General features: G+C 42.8%; 18 protein-coding genes and 1 pseudogene. 7 read left to right on the forward strand and 12 right to left on the reverse strand.

The genetic code is table 11. From position 1 onward, the window contains the following. Positions 1-234, forward strand: a pseudogene (locus tag B2W49_RS11635) (C4-dicarboxylate ABC transporter); the annotation flags it as partial. Between the two features lie 132 nt (positions 235-366). Further along, positions 367-930: a 5'-methylthioadenosine/S-adenosylhomocysteine nucleosidase gene (locus tag B2W49_RS11640; RefSeq protein ID WP_291341464.1), complete on the forward strand. Its 564-nt coding sequence runs from the start codon at positions 367-369 to the stop codon at positions 928-930. Between the two features lie 81 nt (positions 931-1011). On the opposite strand, the gene B2W49_RS11645 is transcribed toward B2W49_RS11640, so the two are convergent. The 9 genes from B2W49_RS11645 to ubiG all read right to left on the reverse strand — a co-directional run bounded on the left by B2W49_RS11645 (position 1012) and on the right by ubiG (position 7974). Next, positions 1012-1689 (reverse strand): TetR family transcriptional regulator C-terminal domain-containing protein, encoded by a 678-nt coding sequence (locus B2W49_RS11645; RefSeq protein WP_291341466.1) that lies wholly within the window; start codon positions 1687-1689, stop codon positions 1012-1014. Between the two features lie 401 nt (positions 1690-2090). Further along, positions 2091-3437, reverse strand: coding sequence for an amino-acid N-acetyltransferase (gene argA / locus B2W49_RS11650; RefSeq protein ID WP_096902462.1), 1347 nt, complete (start codon positions 3435-3437; stop codon positions 2091-2093). Between the two features lie 145 nt (positions 3438-3582). Beyond that, positions 3583-3966 (reverse strand): RcnB family protein, encoded by a 384-nt coding sequence (locus B2W49_RS11655; protein ID WP_096902463.1) that lies wholly within the window; start codon positions 3964-3966, stop codon positions 3583-3585. 231 nt (positions 3967-4197) lie between these two features. Continuing rightward, complete coding sequence (locus B2W49_RS11660) at positions 4198-4587, reverse strand: RcnB family protein (protein WP_096902464.1); 390 nt, start codon at positions 4585-4587, stop codon at positions 4198-4200. 245 nt (positions 4588-4832) lie between these two features. Continuing rightward, on the reverse strand, positions 4833-4988 hold the full coding sequence (locus B2W49_RS11665) for a hypothetical protein (RefSeq protein WP_171324973.1): 156 nt from the start codon (positions 4986-4988) through the stop codon (positions 4833-4835). A 129-nt stretch (positions 4989-5117) separates the two neighbouring features. After that, positions 5118-5537 (reverse strand): hypothetical protein, encoded by a 420-nt coding sequence (locus tag B2W49_RS11670; RefSeq protein WP_096902465.1) that lies wholly within the window; start codon positions 5535-5537, stop codon positions 5118-5120. Between the two features lie 207 nt (positions 5538-5744). Next, positions 5745-6491: a YciK family oxidoreductase gene (locus tag B2W49_RS11675; protein WP_291341476.1), complete on the reverse strand. Its 747-nt coding sequence runs from the start codon at positions 6489-6491 to the stop codon at positions 5745-5747. A 68-nt stretch (positions 6492-6559) separates the two neighbouring features. Beyond that, positions 6560-7261 (reverse strand): HAD family hydrolase, encoded by a 702-nt coding sequence (locus tag B2W49_RS11680; RefSeq protein WP_291341478.1) that lies wholly within the window; start codon positions 7259-7261, stop codon positions 6560-6562. Further along, a complete protein-coding gene (gene ubiG / locus B2W49_RS11685) occupies positions 7258-7974 on the reverse strand; it encodes a bifunctional 2-polyprenyl-6-hydroxyphenol methylase/3-demethylubiquinol 3-O-methyltransferase UbiG (RefSeq protein ID WP_291341480.1) in 717 nt (238 codons plus the stop codon). Before ubiG ends, B2W49_RS11680 begins: the two co-directional genes overlap by 4 nt. A 181-nt stretch (positions 7975-8155) precedes the next feature. Here ubiG and B2W49_RS11690 point away from each other — a divergent pair, with 181 nt between their 5' ends. Further along, positions 8156-8776, forward strand: a complete 621-nt coding sequence (locus B2W49_RS11690; RefSeq protein ID WP_291341482.1) for a thiol:disulfide interchange protein DsbA/DsbL — start codon at positions 8156-8158, stop codon at positions 8774-8776. Positions 8777-8872: 96 nt separating this feature from the next. Here the strand turns inward: B2W49_RS11690 and B2W49_RS11695 are convergent, their stop codons facing one another. Continuing rightward, positions 8873-9523 (reverse strand): TetR family transcriptional regulator, encoded by a 651-nt coding sequence (locus B2W49_RS11695; RefSeq protein WP_291341483.1) that lies wholly within the window; start codon positions 9521-9523, stop codon positions 8873-8875. A gap of 204 nt (positions 9524-9727) precedes the next feature. Here B2W49_RS11695 and rph point away from each other — a divergent pair, with 204 nt between their 5' ends. Both rph and B2W49_RS11705 read left to right on the forward strand, forming a co-directional pair. Then, positions 9728-10444 (forward strand): ribonuclease PH, encoded by a 717-nt coding sequence (rph, locus tag B2W49_RS11700; protein WP_096902471.1) that lies wholly within the window; start codon positions 9728-9730, stop codon positions 10442-10444. A 178-nt stretch (positions 10445-10622) separates the two neighbouring features. Continuing rightward, positions 10623-10832, forward strand: a complete 210-nt coding sequence (locus B2W49_RS11705; RefSeq protein ID WP_291341486.1) for a hypothetical protein — start codon at positions 10623-10625, stop codon at positions 10830-10832. A 105-nt stretch (positions 10833-10937) separates the two neighbouring features. Here the strand turns inward: B2W49_RS11705 and nadC are convergent, their stop codons facing one another. Next, entirely contained in the window at positions 10938-11783 is an 846-nt protein-coding gene (nadC, locus tag B2W49_RS11710) for a carboxylating nicotinate-nucleotide diphosphorylase (protein WP_291341488.1), read from the reverse strand. 177 nt (positions 11784-11960) lie between these two features. On the opposite strand from nadC, the gene ampD reads away from it, so the two are divergent. Together ampD and murJ are read left to right on the forward strand one after the other, a co-directional pair. Beyond that, a complete protein-coding gene (gene ampD / locus B2W49_RS11715) occupies positions 11961-12560 on the forward strand; it encodes a 1,6-anhydro-N-acetylmuramyl-L-alanine amidase AmpD (RefSeq protein ID WP_291341490.1) in 600 nt (199 codons plus the stop codon). 50 nt (positions 12561-12610) lie between these two features. Further along, positions 12611-14161 (forward strand): murein biosynthesis integral membrane protein MurJ, encoded by a 1551-nt coding sequence (murJ, locus tag B2W49_RS11720; RefSeq protein WP_291341492.1) that lies wholly within the window; start codon positions 12611-12613, stop codon positions 14159-14161. Between the two features lie 67 nt (positions 14162-14228). Here murJ and B2W49_RS11725 read toward each other — a convergent pair whose 3' ends face one another. After that, positions 14229-14918, reverse strand: coding sequence for an FKBP-type peptidyl-prolyl cis-trans isomerase (locus B2W49_RS11725; RefSeq protein ID WP_096902475.1), 690 nt, complete (start codon positions 14916-14918; stop codon positions 14229-14231). Positions 14919-14958: the final 40 nt, after the last annotated feature.

The raw sequence follows: 14958 nt of genomic DNA on the forward strand, positions 1-14958 counted from the left end.
TTTAATTTGGGTTGGTGGGGACTGACCTTCCCATTGGGCGTATATACACTGGCAATCTTAACTCTAGCCCAACACCTCAATTTGGCCTTCCTGTATGCCGTTGGCTATGCTTTTGCAGCCATACTGATGTTGTTATGGAGTTTGGTTGCAACCAAGACGGCACAAGGTTTTTATCAAGGGGATTTGTTCTTTTCGCCGTGCTTAAAAACCTATTTAGAACAGCAGTATAAATGAGGTCTACAATCCTTTCAGTTTAAAGCGCCATCTGATCTTATGTAGGTTGTTTGAGCAGAGACCAGAGGCGCTTTTCTTTCGGATCGATTTGTTTTCTAATGGCACGCATGAAGTCTGTTAATTGAGTATTTTATGTCAGATGTTGCATTGATCATGGCTTTGCCGAATGAGTCTAAAGGTTTGTTTGAGCAGGCAGGGATTCAGGTGCATTACAGTGGCATTGGTAAGGTTAATGCTGCATTTAAAGCTTTTGAAGTGATTCAAAAAACGGGTTGTAAAACTTTATTGAATTTAGGCACGGCTGGCAGCTCACATTTTGATGCACATACTTTGGTGGAAGTCTGCCAATTTGTGCAGCGCGATATGGATGTTTCCCCGTTGGGTTTTCAGGTGGGAGTCACGCCAATGGATCAGGAATATCCTGCTGAAATTCATTTGGAACGCTATTTTGAGCATTTGCCGAGTGGCATTTGTGGCACGGGTGATAGTTTTGAAACGGGCACACCTAAAGTGCCGTGTCAGTTGGTCGATATGGAAGGCTATGCGATTGCCAAAGTCTGTAAAAAATTAGGGGTACGCATGCTGTCAGTTAAATATATTAGCGATGGTGCCAATGATACAGCGCATTTAGATTGGGAAGAAAACTTGTTATTGGGTGCACAAAAATTATTGTCTTTGTATCAGGGGCTTAAATAATATTGTATGCCGAAAACGCCAAGACCCTAGTCATAACTAGGGTCTTGAGCTTAAAATACGCGTCTATTGAGTGCTGCGTAATTAGTCTTGTGATTCTTGTTCAGGTGTGGCAGTGACCACAGCGGCTTGTGGTGCATCCACTTCGTCGTGACGCGGCATAATACCGTAAAGCATCATATGAACCGTATGTTGCAAGACACGTTGCAACATGCTGCGGTTGCGTAGGGTTTTCCCTGTTACCATTTCCATTTGCGTTGCAAAGTCAGCATAGTTTTGGGTAATCGCCCAAATATTCAAAATGAGCAATTCAGGATCAATCTGCTTAGACAGTTTGCCTTGCTCTTGCCACATGGTAATGACTTTAGCTTTGCGTTTGACCAGTTTTTTCAGAGGGCCTTTTAAAATTTCCTGAATATGTGGTGCACCTTGAATCACTTCTAATGCAAATAGACGTGATGCTTTCGGTTGAGTACGTGAAACCTCAATTTTTTGCAGCAAATAATTGGTAATTGCTTCATCAGGTTCGAGTTCAGCTTCGAGCATTTGTAAAGGTGCTAGCCATTTTTGCAATACCGTAGTCAGCACTTCAACATATAAGGCTTCTTTATTTTCATAATAATAGAAAATATTCGATTTATGCATCTCTGCAATTTGTGCGATTTCGTCCAAACTCGCGCCGCTAAATCCGTATAACGAAAATACGTCGAGTGCAGCATTGAGAAGCTGATGGCGTTTTTGTGTACTCTTTTTTTGTTCCATTCGTAATTTTAAAACAATGAAAAAAGGGAATCATTTATTGTACGGCAAATCATCAGGCTTGTGCATCTTTTAAAGATGTATTTTTAAAATATTTTGAGTTTATTCTGTAGTTTAGCTATTAAATCCGTGAAAAGTATGATTAGAGAGGGGGAGTATCTTGTTTTTGTATTTTCTGATTGAATGGATAAGCTTTTCAGATTTCTTATATAAATGACAAAAGTAAAGTTTCCTCCTACCTTGCATCAATTTTATTTAAAAAAACTAAACAGTGGTGTGGGTGCTGCCAATTTTGATCATCTTTACACTGTCGTGATGATTTGATTTAATTCACAGCATGTTCCACGTGAAACATCTTAAGGTTTTGATTGTGCTGTGTCATTCAATGTGCCAGTAAATCTTACTTAGAGCTGTTTTTTACATACAATTGAGTTGCGTTGATAGTTATATAAAGCCTGACGTGCATCGGGTAAATCGTCGACACTGGCAGGTGCAAACCCCTGTTCTAAAAACCAGTGTGCGGTGCGGGTGGTCAAAATAAACAACTGCTGAATGCCCATGGCTTTGGCTTTATCCTCTAAATAATCCAAAATTTGGCGACCACGGTTGGATTTACGATAAGCAGGATGTACCGCGACACAGGCAATTTCGGCAGACTTGAGTTCATGACCTGTGGTCGGAATTGGGTACAGGGCAGCACAGGCGAGAATCATGCCGTCACGTTCAATCACTGCAAATTGTCCAATTTCATTTTCCAGACGTTCACGTGAGCGATACACCAATACACCATCTTCTTCTAAAGGGCGTAATAGCCGAATCAGACCGCCCACATCCTGAATATTAGCCATGCGGACTTCTTCATAGTGCGCATCACTCACCATTGTGCCTGAGCCATCGCGGGTAAAAAGTTCTTCGAGTAAAGCGCCATCGTAGGCATAAGAAATGAGATGTACCCGATGTACGCCGTTTAATGAGGCATCTTGGGCTGCATTTAAATGTAAAGCCAGTTCAGGATGATGTCGCTGAGCATCTTCAATATATGGATTTAAATGTTGAGGATGAACTTCACGTTGTAATTGACCTTCGGCATTTTGTAAGCCGTGCTGCGCGCCTAAGAAAATCAGTTTGTCGGCTTTTAATTGAATGGCAGTTTTAGTCGCCACTTCTTCGGCTAACAAGTTAAATACTTCACCCGTGGTGGAATAACCTGTCGGGCCGAGTAACACAATATTATGATTTTCTAAATGGCGTTGAATAGCGTCGGCATCTACCGTACGGACTTCACCTGTTAGTTGAAAATCGATCCCATCACGAATACCATACGGTTTGGCGGTAATAAAATTGCCTGACACCACATCAATCCGTGCACCGTACATAGGGGAGTTCGCTAGCCCCATCGACAATAAAGCTTCAATTTGCAAGCGAATTGAACCAACAGCATTCATGACACAAGATAAAGACTCACGAGTGGTGACACGACGTTGCATGTGAAATGGCGTATCAATTTGGCTGAATTTTAAGTTTTGATTAATTTGTGGACGCGCACCATGTACCAGAATAAGTCGAATACCAAGCGAGTGCAGCAGAGCAATATCATGAATAATGTGCTGAAAGTTTTCATGCAAAACTGCTTCGCCATCGAACATAATCACAAAGGTTTTATTGCGGTGAGCATTGATATAAGGCGCAGAATGTCTAAACCAATGCACATATTGCAAGGTTGTGCTGTGCGGGTTTTCAGTCGGAGTCATTCGTTGGCCTGCTGTAATGGTGGATGGTGCTGTCTTTGATTCTAATCAAAAAATTCTGTAGCGGAAGTCTAAATATAAAAAAACACCTGAATGGTACTTCAGGTGTTGTGGAGATATGTTATTTTTCAGCTCAGGCTGAACGGTTTTAGCCAATAATACGAATAATACGCTGGGTACGCTCATTAATCAGTACATAGTCACCGTTGACTTTATACCACTGCTGATAGCGGCCTGTGTTAGGTAAACGATGTGCTTCACGATCACTGACTTTGTAGCGGTTCGCGTCATATCCACGTGGCAGGTTTTGACCTACACGCCAGTCACGACTTGGATTTACACGTTTTTGATCATAACGCTTTTGTTCCCACTGTGTAGGATGACGTGGATTGTCCCAATGCTTGTCCTGATGTTTGTAGCCAACACTTGCTTGATGACGACGATCATCATAACGGTGGTCGGGTGCTGCCATAGCCGATGTTGCCATGATTGCGCTTAAAGACAGTGCTAAGGTGCTGAGTAATTTTTTCATGGGACTTACCTTCAGTTTTAAATATGGGGTAGATGTGTCCAAATTAATCAAATACTCAAGATAAACGATGGTGGAAATTGAGGTGAATTGTGAATTTTATGGAGAAAACAAGGAGAGTTCGAGCGGGATATTTCACAGCAATGTGATGAGTGTGGGACATCACTCTATAAAAAAAGCCCAAAGTGGACTTTGGGCTATGTATTTAGACATTGTGTACGCGTAACAGGAGGTCTACAAACCTGCGATACGCAAAATATGGTGGTTTTCGACATCGACCAAAATGTAGTCTTGGTTGATTTTATACCATTGCTGTTTGCGTTCAGGGCGGGGCAAATTATGTTCCTGATAATCGACTTTATAACCATTGCCACGATAATGCTGCGGCATGACATAACCCGGTTGCCATTTATGTTGTTGTAAACGTTTCACACCACGTTCTTCACGCATACGACGTTTATCTTGCATGCGTTCTTCTGCATCGGCACGAAATTCACGTTTATTGTGTGCTTGGTGACGAGGATGGTCAGCTGAGTCGCGATCAAATTGAGGGGCGGCAGTTGCAAAATTGCTGCTTAGTAAAGCACTGAAAGACATTGCCAGAACTGTCAAAATCTTTTTCATTTAAACCCCTCATTCTCTCGTCTTGATATCACAGTTCATACTTTAACCGTTAAATGCAGAGAAACTGTGAAGAAAGCACATGAATTTTTTAAATACACTCTGCAGGATGCGGCATGGTATTGATTCTATTAAGCGACAAAATACGAAATTTAGCAGGTATCGCTCAGCAAAATAGGCTAGATGATTGTTGTTGTGCTAAGGAAAGGATGAGGCATCACCATAGCAGCGTACTGCTATGGTCTGCTTTAGTTCCAATGTTCAGTTAAGCCTTGTAAGGATTGCACAGCGATGGCAACACATTCGGCTGTTTCACGATCATTCAAAGCCACAATTAAATGCTGACCTAATTGCAAGCTTTCAATACTTTGAATCACAGCAGTTTTACGTTGAATATCAGTCATCACAATTTACCTAATGCGTGTTGTGGAGATGCATCAAGCATAGTTGATGTATGTTAATTTGTAAAACCGTTTAATTTTATAAAAGCAATCCAGAAAAACGATTAATGCCGCCGTTGCCGTGATTTTTGCTTAATAGGCGTAGTTTAAATCGGTGTAGTCGGTCAGTGATTTATGAATATGTGCATGGATAAATTCGCGTACATCTTCAGTACCCATTGGTGCTCCTTGTTTGGTAATCACGTGTTCAATTTCAGGTTGCCCTTCAATTTTAATACGATAAACAAAGTTTTTAACCACTTTGTAGGCATCGTCCAATTTTTCAATGCCTGTGACATAGTGGTAAGCATGTTCAAAATTAAGATCGGTATGTGAAAAAACAAACTGATCAAACAGTTTGATTTTCTGACCGTTATCGAGTGCCTGAATGTCATCTACGATGCTGGCTTCAAACTTCATGCCATATTTTTCAGAAATAGGCTGACCATCAATCAGTAAAGACACCATACCATCTTCAAGGGGTGTCACGGTGATGTTGTTTAATTCAGTCATGTTGCTCTCTGCATCGTTGAGGTTGAATTGAGATGTGGAAGCATAGCAATCAGGCTTTGTACTGCCAAAATAGGCAGGGTATATACTAGAAGATGCTTGTGCTTAGCCATTTTACGGCAAATTAATACGTAAAAATTGGCAATATGCTAGGTGTTAAGTCCATAAAAAAGGAAGCAAGCCCTTCCTTTTTAGAATCAAACGACAGGACTAATCCTGTGCATCAATACTTTGACCATTCATGTGCAAGCTGTCATCGCCCATTAAATATAAATAGGCCGGCATGATGGCATCGGGTGTAGGTAAAGTTTTTGGATCTTCATTTGGATAGGCTTTGGCGCGCATAGCAGTACGGGTCGCGCCTGGGTTAATGCAGTTGTAGCGAATATTCGGATGCACCTTTTCTTTGGCAAATAATTGACTCACTGCTTCAATTGCAATTTTAGATACCGAATAAGCACCCCAGCGTTCACGTGCTTCACGACCTACACCTGAACTGGCAAACACGACTGAAGCATGTTCCGATTTTGCCAAAAGCGGCAATAATTCCTGAGTGAGTACAAATGGCGCACGTAAATTCACGGCCATGACATCATCCCAAACATCGGCAGGGTAATTCGCTAACTCAGTCCGTTCACCTAAAATGCCCGCATTATGCAAAATACCATCTAAACGTCCGAATTGTTTGTCTAGGGTATCGACCAGTAATTCATAATCTCGTGGTGAAGCACTCGAAAGCTGTAGCGGCAAAATAGCAGGTTGCGGTGCGCCTAAACTTTCGATTTCATCATAAATGACTTCAAGTTTATTTAAGGTACGACCATGCAGCACCACGGTTGCTCCGTGTAGCGCATAACTGAGGGCGGCCGCTCGTCCAATACCATCTCCCGCACCAGTAATGAGGATAATACGGTCTTTGAGAAGATCGGGACGAGGTTGATATTCTGAATATTTCATGGGCATCCCTCCTGTTGATTTCTTATAGCTTGTGGGCTGAGTTTCATGTCATCGCTTTGCAGGATGATTTAAGCATTGGCAATACTGTTTTGCGTGGTAGCTTGAAGCACCAATTTGTTCAAAACCGTATGTAATTCAGTCACTGAATCCACTATACAATCTGCTTGCCATGCTGTTAAGTCATCTTTGTGTTGTAACGGTAAATAACCGTAAGCGGCCAAAATAGTGTACATGTTGGCGTTACGACCTGCATCTATATCGCGTGGATGGTCACCTACATAAATACAGTGTTCTGGGGCAATTTCAATCTGTTTGGCCGCCAAATACATAGGTTCTGGGTCAGGTTTGGTACGGCGAACATCTTCAGGGCAGACTAAAACTGCACAGCGCTCAGTTAAATTCAGTGCTTTGAGCAGCGCTTCGCTGAGCCAGCGCGGTTTATTGGTCACAATGCCCCACGGAATTTGACGCTGTTCCAACGCTTCAAGCAGGGAATACATGCCCTCGAACAGATCGGTTTCGACAGCGATATCTGCGCCGTAGAGGTCTAAAAAGCGTTGTCGATGCGCAAGAAATACAGGATCATCTACCTCAAGTTCTGGATAGACCAGTTTGACCATCGCCCGTGCACCTTCAGATACCTGTGTGCGAATGGCGTCTGCTGCCACAATCTCACAGCCTTTGTCGCGGCACATGTCTTGAATGATGCGAATAAAATCTGCAGCGGTATCAATTAAGGTGCCATCGAGGTCAAATAAAACCGCCTTCATTCTGTTACCTCGTTGACCGTGTAGACCATGTAGTTCACATCCACATTTGGCGCTAACCAATAGCGCTTGGTAAGCGGGTTGTAGTGTAAACCTGTCATATCTTTGAGTTTCAAACCTGCCTGGCGAATGTCATACGCCAATTCAGACGGTTTAATAAATTTATGATAATCGTGCGTGCCTTTGGCCAGCATACGCAGTACGTATTCTGCCCCAATAATGGCAAATAGATATGATTTAGGGTTACGGTTAATGGTCGAGAAAAATACTTGACCACCTGGCTTGACCAGTTTTTGGCAGGCTTGAATAATTGAGGCAGGGTCGGGTACGTGCTCCAACATTTCCATACAGGTCACGACATCGTACTGACCAGCTTGCTCATCTGCCAGTTGCTCAACTGGAATTTGTCGATATTCAATATTATTGACGCCTTCTTGTTCTGCATGCAGACGTGCCACATTTAAAGGTGCTTCGCCCATATCAATGCCGAGTACATTGGCACCGCGACGCGCCATGCTTTCAGCCAAAATACCACCACCGCAGCCGACATCTAGTACTTTTTTGCCCGCCAAGCCGCCTGCATGTTCATCAATCCAGTTTAAGCGTAGTGGATTAATCATGTGCAGAGGGCGGAACTCGGAATGCTGATCCCACCATATGGCTGCAAATGCTTCAAATTTGGCAATTTCTTGTGGATCAACATTCAGTTGCGACATAGGTGTCACCTCAATTTAATCGTGATGATGGTAAAAATATGTATAAACCCTAGTGTAGCGTTAATTCTAAAAAAAGCGATAAAAGCTGTAAAAAAGTTCACAGAAGGAAAACGAAATCGGCATATTTGATTTATAGTGTTGCCATAAACTAAACAAAATGATTTAGAGGACTATAAACGCAATGAAAAAATTCCTTTTAGGTGGTTTGGCAACGGCCATTTTTACTATTTCTGCCAGTGCAATGGCGGCAAATTTTGTTGCAGGTAAAGATTACAGCGTTGTGGCAAACCCAGGTAAGGTCGATGTACCGGGTAAAATTGAAGTACGTGAGTTCTTTTGGTACGGCTGTGGCCACTGCTTTACTTTAGAACCATATATGCAAGCATGGTTACGCAAATTGCCTAAAGATGTGAATTTTGTGCGTACCCCTGCGGCCATGAATCCTGTTTGGGAAATGAATGCACGTGGTTATTATGTGTCTGAAGCACTGGGCGTACGTAAGAAAACTCACTTGCCATTGTTCCATGCGATTCATGACAAAGGTCAGCAAATTTTTGACCAACAGTCTCAAGCCAAATTCTTTGTAAAATATGGCGTGCCTGAAGCGAAATTTAACAGCATGTTTAACTCGTTTGCGATCACCTCTAAAATATCACAAGCCAAGCAATTGGCGCGTCAGTACCAGTTGACGGGTGTACCTGCCGTGGTGGTAAATGGTAAATACATTGTGCAGGGCAATAACGGCAAAGTGATTCAAGTAGTGAACTACTTGGTTGATCAAGAGCGTAAAGCCAAGAAATAAAACTACGATGCTGTGGTGAAATCACCTTGTATCTAAAACCGCAATGATTGAAAGATCATTGTGGTTTTTTATGGCTAAAGTGTTTAGCAGATAACTTTAAATAGGCTGCGGACGCTGCCAGTGGCAAATACCACGAAATAGCAAATGGACTTGAGTAATGCTTTGTTGTATGAAGTGCTGCTGTTGTTGCTGCAATTTTTCTGCTTCAAATTGCTGTCCCAAACTGATCCAGTTCATTGCCCAGTTTAAAAACAAATTAATTAAAATATTGGCCAGTACGTGTAAGTCTTCGGCATGTTGAAAATGTTGTACGCTTTCGACTCGTTGTAAATCATTAGCTAAATCTTCAATTAAAAAATCAATTTCACGGGCAATGGCTTGGCGTAAAATAGCAGAACCGCCCCAGCGTTCGGAAATTAAAAAAATCCATTGTTGTGGGCGTTGATCGACCGATTTAAAAAACAGGGTCAGTGCCGTTTCGGTCTGTGCATCGGGTTGGTACAAATAGCCTTGCCCCAATTGATGTAAAATCCCTTTAATGTGTAGGGCAACTTGATCGACCAAATCGAGTGCTAAAGCATCCATATCTTGAAAATGCCGATAAAACGCGGTGGGCACGAGTCCAATCTGTCGTGAAATTTCTCTTAAGCTGATGCTGCTAAATGCACGCCCTGCGCTGCTGAGTTGAAGCACTGCATCCATAATTGCCTGACGACTTTGTTGTTTTCGTTCTTCCCGAATCGACATTGTATTTCCTGATTCTGCCAGTGCCGCGCAGTCTAACAAAAACCTGTGTTTCAGGATAATACTAAAAGATGAATGAAGCCAGCTTGTAAAAATACAGCTAAAATTTACCGAAACAGAACACGACAAGCTTTAGATAAGCGACCTGTGCTGTGGCATCTGTTATACTTGCGGGCAATTTATTTGAGCCAAAAATAAGGACACATTATGCGTATTGACCAACGAGCTTTAGATCAATTACGTGAGGTAAAAATTACCCGTAACTATACTCGCTATGCTGAAGGTTCAGTGTTGGTAGAGTTTGGTCATACCAAAGTTTTGTGTACCGCAAGTATTGATAACTCTGTACCGCGTTTTTTAAAAGGGCAGGGACAAGGCTGGGTAACTGCAGAATATGGCATGTTGCCACGTTCAACGCATACCCGTAGTGACCGTGAGGCGGCACGTGGTAAACAAAGCGGGCGTACACAGGAAATTCAGCGCTTAATTGGTCGTAGCTTACGTGCTATGGTTGATTTGAAAAAACTGGGTGAAAACACCATTACTATTGACTGCGATGTGATTCAGGCCGATGGTGGTACCCGTACGGCAGCCATTACAGGTGCAGCAGTGGCGTTGATTGATGCCATGAATGTGTTGCTAGAAAAGAAAAAAATTAAGCATGACCCATTAAAAGGTTTGGTGGCTGCAATTTCTGTAGGCATGTACCAAGATGAGGTATTACTGGATTTATGCTATGAAGAAGATTCAAACTGCCAGACCGATTTAAACGTGGTGATGACCCAAGCAGGTGAATTTATTGAAATTCAAGGCACTGCAGAAGACAAACCGTTTACTCGTGTGCAGTGCAATGCCATGTTGGAAATGGCAGAAAAAGGTATTCAGGAATTGGTGAAAAAACAGCAGCAGGCTTTGGGCTGGTAAGCCAAGTTTTCTAAGATTGCAGCACTGTTCAAAACGCATCTTCGGATGCGTTTTTTTATGGATGACGCGTAGATTGCGACAGGAGGTGTGAAGCAATAGGAGGTGTGAAGCAAAAAGCTACAATATTGCAGGATGAGTTCTTTTAAGATGGAAAACTGTATGAAAAGAGGAGGAAAGCATGAAACTATTGATTATTTTAATGTCTGCCATGATGTTGTTTTTAACTGCATGTGATTCACGTACTGAGCGTGAAAATGAAGACAATCCTAGTGTACTCGGTCAAGCTTCTGACAACGACAACGACAACGACAACGACAACGACAACGACAACGACAACGACAACGACAACGACAACGACAACGACAACGACAACAAGGACGATGATTAAATTCAAAATTGAGGCATAAAAAAGGAGGCTCATCTGCCTCCTCAAAATCAATTTTTGGAAAAAATTAAGGGCGTAGATTACACCCTTTAATTTAAAATCAATTGTTTACGCATTAAAGCGCATTGATAAATCCACAGCTTTGACGTCTTTGGTTAAAACCCCCATCGAAATGTAATCTACGCCTGTGCTGGCCACTTCACGTAAATTTTCGATGGTGATGTTGCCTGACGCTTCAAGTTTGCAACGTCCTGCTACATGCTTGACCGCCTCAATCATCTGTTGCTGGCTAAAGTTATCCAACATTACAATATCAGCTTTGGCTTCAAGGGCTTGATTCAGTTCATCCCAAGTTTCCACTTCCACTTCTACAGGTTTGCCCGGAGCAATGGCATGTGCTTTAACAATCGCCTGAGTAATGCCACCTGCTGCCATAATGTGATTTTCTTTAATCAAAAAGGCATCAAACAAACCTAAACGATGGTTGTGTCCACCACCCACCGTGACAGCATATTTTTGTGCAATACGCAAACCCGGTAAGGTTTTACGGGTATCTAGCAGTTTGGTGTTTAAGCCTTCGAGTTGTTGCACATAGGCTGCGGTTTTGGTCGCAACAGCAGACAGGGTTTGCACAAAATTCAGCGCAGGGCGCTCTACCGTTAACAGGCTACGTGCAGAACCTGACAATTTCAAAAAGGCTTCATTGGCAGCAACACGGTCGCCATCATTTTTTAACCAAGTCACTTGCACATTGGCATCGTATGCTTGGATCAAGGCATCGACCCACGGTTGACCTGCCAAAATCATGTCTTCACGGCTAATAATCGTAGCAGTGGCTTGCTCATCTTCAGGGGTCAATAGTGCGGTAATATCACCATCGCCAATATCTTCTTGCAAGGCTTGCTGAATATTGATTTGGATGGATTGTTCAAGCAAAGCTGGAGAGATGCTCATAAGATTTTCCGTGTCGATCTTACCCATGAAAATTGCGCGTTATATTAACACTGTTCTGCGTCTGGATGTGTTTTTTAGCCACGTTCGGGTGTAATTTAAGATGTTCATTGTCACGTGTTGGCATTAAACTGAAATTTCTGTTCTATTTTTCTATTCTAATGGTTTGGGGATTGCCTTATGCAACATATGCCGTCGTTTCAGGTGGTTGATGGTCAATTACAAGGGGCAAGACAAGTCCCATCTCCAAATTTCAACGCCCGTCCGACAGACCAAGAGATTCAACTGCTGGTCATTCACAATATTAGTTTGCCGCCGTCACAATTTGGTGGCGGTTATATTGAGCAATTTTTTCAGAACCAATTGGATTGGTCACAGCATCCTTATTTTCAGACCATTCAGGGCATGCAGGTTTCGGCACATTTGCTGATTTTAAGAACTGGTGAGGTGCTGCAATTTGTCAATTTTGCAGATCGGGCTTGGCATGCGGGGCGTTCTAGTTATTTGGCACAGCCTGAATGTAATGACTATTCGATTGGGATAGAGTTAGAAGGCAGTGATGACTTGCCTTTTGAAACAGCGCAATATCAGAGTTTGGTGAGGGTGGTACACTGTTTGCAACAGACCTATCCGAGTATTCAACAGCATATTGCAGGACATTCTGATATTGCACCAGGACGTAAAACTGATCCGGGACCGTATTTTGACTGGCAGTATTTTCGTGAACAGTTATCTCAACTTAAAGCTTCGACATCACAGGAAAAATTGATCAATCAATAACAAAACTTTGTTGATGCTTTGATTACAATAGCGACTAAATTTTTGATTGGGTGGTAACGATGGCGCTTTGGCGATCGACCTTTATTGTCAGTGCAATGACCATGCTGTCACGGGTACTAGGATTAGTCCGTGATGTGGTATTGCTGAATGTGTTTGGTGCAGGTAAAGATTTCGATACCTTTGTGGTAGCGTTTCGCATCCCCAACTTTTTCAGGCGATTGTTTGCCGAAGGGGCTTTTTCGCAGGCTTTTATTCCTGTATTGACCGAATATAAAACCAGCCGCACCCATGCCGAAGTGCAAATTTTAATTAGTCGGGTTTTTGGCTGTTTAATGACGGTAATGACAGGGTTAACCTTTGCAGCCATGGTGGCTGCGCCTGCGGTGATGTATATCTATGCACCGGGTTTCCATAGCGACCCTGAAAAGTTTGCTTTAGCCACCGATATGTTCCGACTGACCATTCCTTATTTATTGTTTATGTCGCTGACGGCATTTGCCAGTAGTATTTTAAACAGCTATGGCTCATTTACCACGCCAGCCTTTGCGCCTGTATTGCTGAATGTGGTGATGATTGCAGGCGCATTATGGCTCACACCATACATGGCAGAGCCGATTATGGCACTGGGGTGGGCGGTGATTATTGCGGGTGCTTTACAACTTGCGATTCAAATTCCAGAATTATGGCGTAAAAAACTGCTGATTCCCCCTAAAGTTGATTTCAAGCATGAAGGGGTGGATCGGATTATGAAGCTGATGCTGCCTGCTTTGTTTGGGGTATCGGTCACGCAAATTAACCTGTTACTCAACACCATTTGGGCTTCTTTTATGCAGGATGGTTCGGTGTCGTGGTTGTATAGTGCAGAACGTATGACCGAGCTACCTTTGGGCTTAATTGGTGTCGCGATAGGTACAGTTATTTTACCGTCATTGTCTGCGCGTCATGCAGAACAGAATATGGATAAATTCCGTGGCATGATGGATTGGGCAGCACGGGTGATTATTTTGGTGGGTGTCCCTGCCAGTATTGCACTGTTTATGTTGTCAACCCCTATTATTCAGGCACTGTTTGAGCGTGGCCAGTTTAGCTTTCAAGATACGCAAATGACCGCTTTAGCCTTGCAATGTATGAGTGCAGGGGTCATTTCATTCATGCTGATTAAAGTCTTTGCACCAGGTTTTTATGCACAGCAAGACACCAAAACACCAGTACGTGTGGGTTTAATGGCCGTGGCAGCCAATGCGATTTTAAACGTGGTCTTTATTGGCTTCTTTAAACTGATTGACTGGCAAGCTGAACATATGGCATTGGCATTGGCATCATCAGGTTCGGCTTTGGTGAATGCAGGCATGTTGTATTTCTATTTGCATCAACGCAAGATTTTCCGTTTTGGTGCGCACTGGAAAAAACTCATCTTGCAGTTTGCAGTGGCGAATGCTGTGATGATTGCTGCGTTGTGGTATGCCTTAACTTGGTATAACGGTGATGTATCACAATGGATGCGTGTGGCAGAAGTCACTGCGCTGTGTGTGGTGGGTGTAGTGGCCTATGGGGTTGGATTGTTGGCAACGGGTTTTAGACCACATCATTTAAAACCATAAGACTTGATCAGAAAAAATACCGCAATTTAAATTGCGGTATTTTTTTGTTTGGTGATACGGCTTTGGATTATTTTACAATCTCTAAAAGTTCTACATCAAAAATAAGCGTGCTGTTCGGTTCAATCGCATCGCCTGAACCAATTTGACCATAGGCCAAGGCAGCAGGAATAAAGAAGCGATATTTGGCACCAACTTTCATGAGTTGTAAACCTTCAGTCCAACCTTGAATGACTTGACTGACCTGAAATTCTGCCGCTTGATCGCGAGCGATAGAACTGTCAAATACTGTACCATCAATTAAACGACCTTCATAATGGACTTTAACGGTAGAGGTGGCTTTGGGGGATTTGCCCGAACCTGCTTGTAAGACTTGATATTGCAGGCCAGATTTGGTGACTTGGACACCTGCCTTTTTGGCATTTGTGTTTAAAAAGGCTTGCCCAATTTTGGCATTGCTATCGGCTACTTTTTTAAGCTCAATCAGTTGTTTGGCTTCGGCTTGCTTTTTGAATTGTGTCAGTACCCGTGACATTTCTTCATCACTTAAACTAGCAGCTTGGTTTCGTGTTGCCATTTTTAAGCCAGCAATGAAGGCTTCAATATCAACATCTTTTAAGGTTTCTGCATTGCTGCGCCCCATTAAATAACCAAAGCTATAACCGACCTGATCTGCAACAGGACTTTTATTGGTTACTGTTTTGGCAAAACTGCCACTGCTGAGCAGTGCGATACACACAAGGGTAAGGTGTTTTTTCATTCTTTCCGTCCTAAGACCATACAGGAGAGCCAAGCTCTCC

Origin of the sequence: Acinetobacter sp. UBA801, from assembly GCA_002296655.1 — a bacterium.
Taxonomy (GTDB): domain Bacteria; phylum Pseudomonadota; class Gammaproteobacteria; order Pseudomonadales; family Moraxellaceae; genus Acinetobacter.

What these genes read in the sequence shown, in the direction of transcription:
- B2W49_RS11640 (WP_291341464.1), top strand. Translation starts at nt 367, where the DNA reads ATGTCAGATGTTGCATTGATCATGGCTTTGCCGAATGAGTCTAAAGGT.
- rph (WP_096902471.1), top strand. Translation starts at nt 9,728, where the DNA reads ATGCGTATTGACCAACGAGCTTTAGATCAATTACGTGAGGTAAAAATT.
- argA (WP_096902462.1), bottom strand. Translation starts at nt 3,437, where the DNA reads ATGACTCCGACTGAAAACCCGCACAGCACAACCTTGCAATATGTGCAT.
- B2W49_RS11645 (WP_291341466.1), bottom strand. Translation starts at nt 1,689, where the DNA reads ATGGAACAAAAAAAGAGTACACAAAAACGCCATCAGCTTCTCAATGCT.
- B2W49_RS11695 (WP_291341483.1), bottom strand. Translation starts at nt 9,523, where the DNA reads ATGTCGATTCGGGAAGAACGAAAACAACAAAGTCGTCAGGCAATTATG.
- B2W49_RS11675 (WP_291341476.1), bottom strand. Translation starts at nt 6,491, where the DNA reads ATGAAATATTCAGAATATCAACCTCGTCCCGATCTTCTCAAAGACCGT.
- B2W49_RS11655 (WP_096902463.1), bottom strand. Translation starts at nt 3,966, where the DNA reads ATGAAAAAATTACTCAGCACCTTAGCACTGTCTTTAAGCGCAATCATG.
- B2W49_RS11705 (WP_291341486.1), top strand. Translation starts at nt 10,623, where the DNA reads ATGAAACTATTGATTATTTTAATGTCTGCCATGATGTTGTTTTTAACT.
- B2W49_RS11660 (WP_096902464.1), bottom strand. Translation starts at nt 4,587, where the DNA reads ATGAAAAAGATTTTGACAGTTCTGGCAATGTCTTTCAGTGCTTTACTA.
- B2W49_RS11665 (WP_171324973.1), bottom strand. Translation starts at nt 4,988, where the DNA reads ATGACTGATATTCAACGTAAAACTGCTGTGATTCAAAGTATTGAAAGC.
- nadC (WP_291341488.1), bottom strand. Translation starts at nt 11,783, where the DNA reads ATGAGCATCTCTCCAGCTTTGCTTGAACAATCCATCCAAATCAATATT.
- B2W49_RS11680 (WP_291341478.1), bottom strand. Translation starts at nt 7,261, where the DNA reads ATGAAGGCGGTTTTATTTGACCTCGATGGCACCTTAATTGATACCGCT.
- B2W49_RS11725 (WP_096902475.1), bottom strand. Translation starts at nt 14,918, where the DNA reads ATGAAAAAACACCTTACCCTTGTGTGTATCGCACTGCTCAGCAGTGGC.
- ampD (WP_291341490.1), top strand. Translation starts at nt 11,961, where the DNA reads ATGCAACATATGCCGTCGTTTCAGGTGGTTGATGGTCAATTACAAGGG.
- ubiG (WP_291341480.1), bottom strand. Translation starts at nt 7,974, where the DNA reads ATGTCGCAACTGAATGTTGATCCACAAGAAATTGCCAAATTTGAAGCA.
- B2W49_RS11670 (WP_096902465.1), bottom strand. Translation starts at nt 5,537, where the DNA reads ATGACTGAATTAAACAACATCACCGTGACACCCCTTGAAGATGGTATG.
- B2W49_RS11690 (WP_291341482.1), top strand. Translation starts at nt 8,156, where the DNA reads ATGAAAAAATTCCTTTTAGGTGGTTTGGCAACGGCCATTTTTACTATT.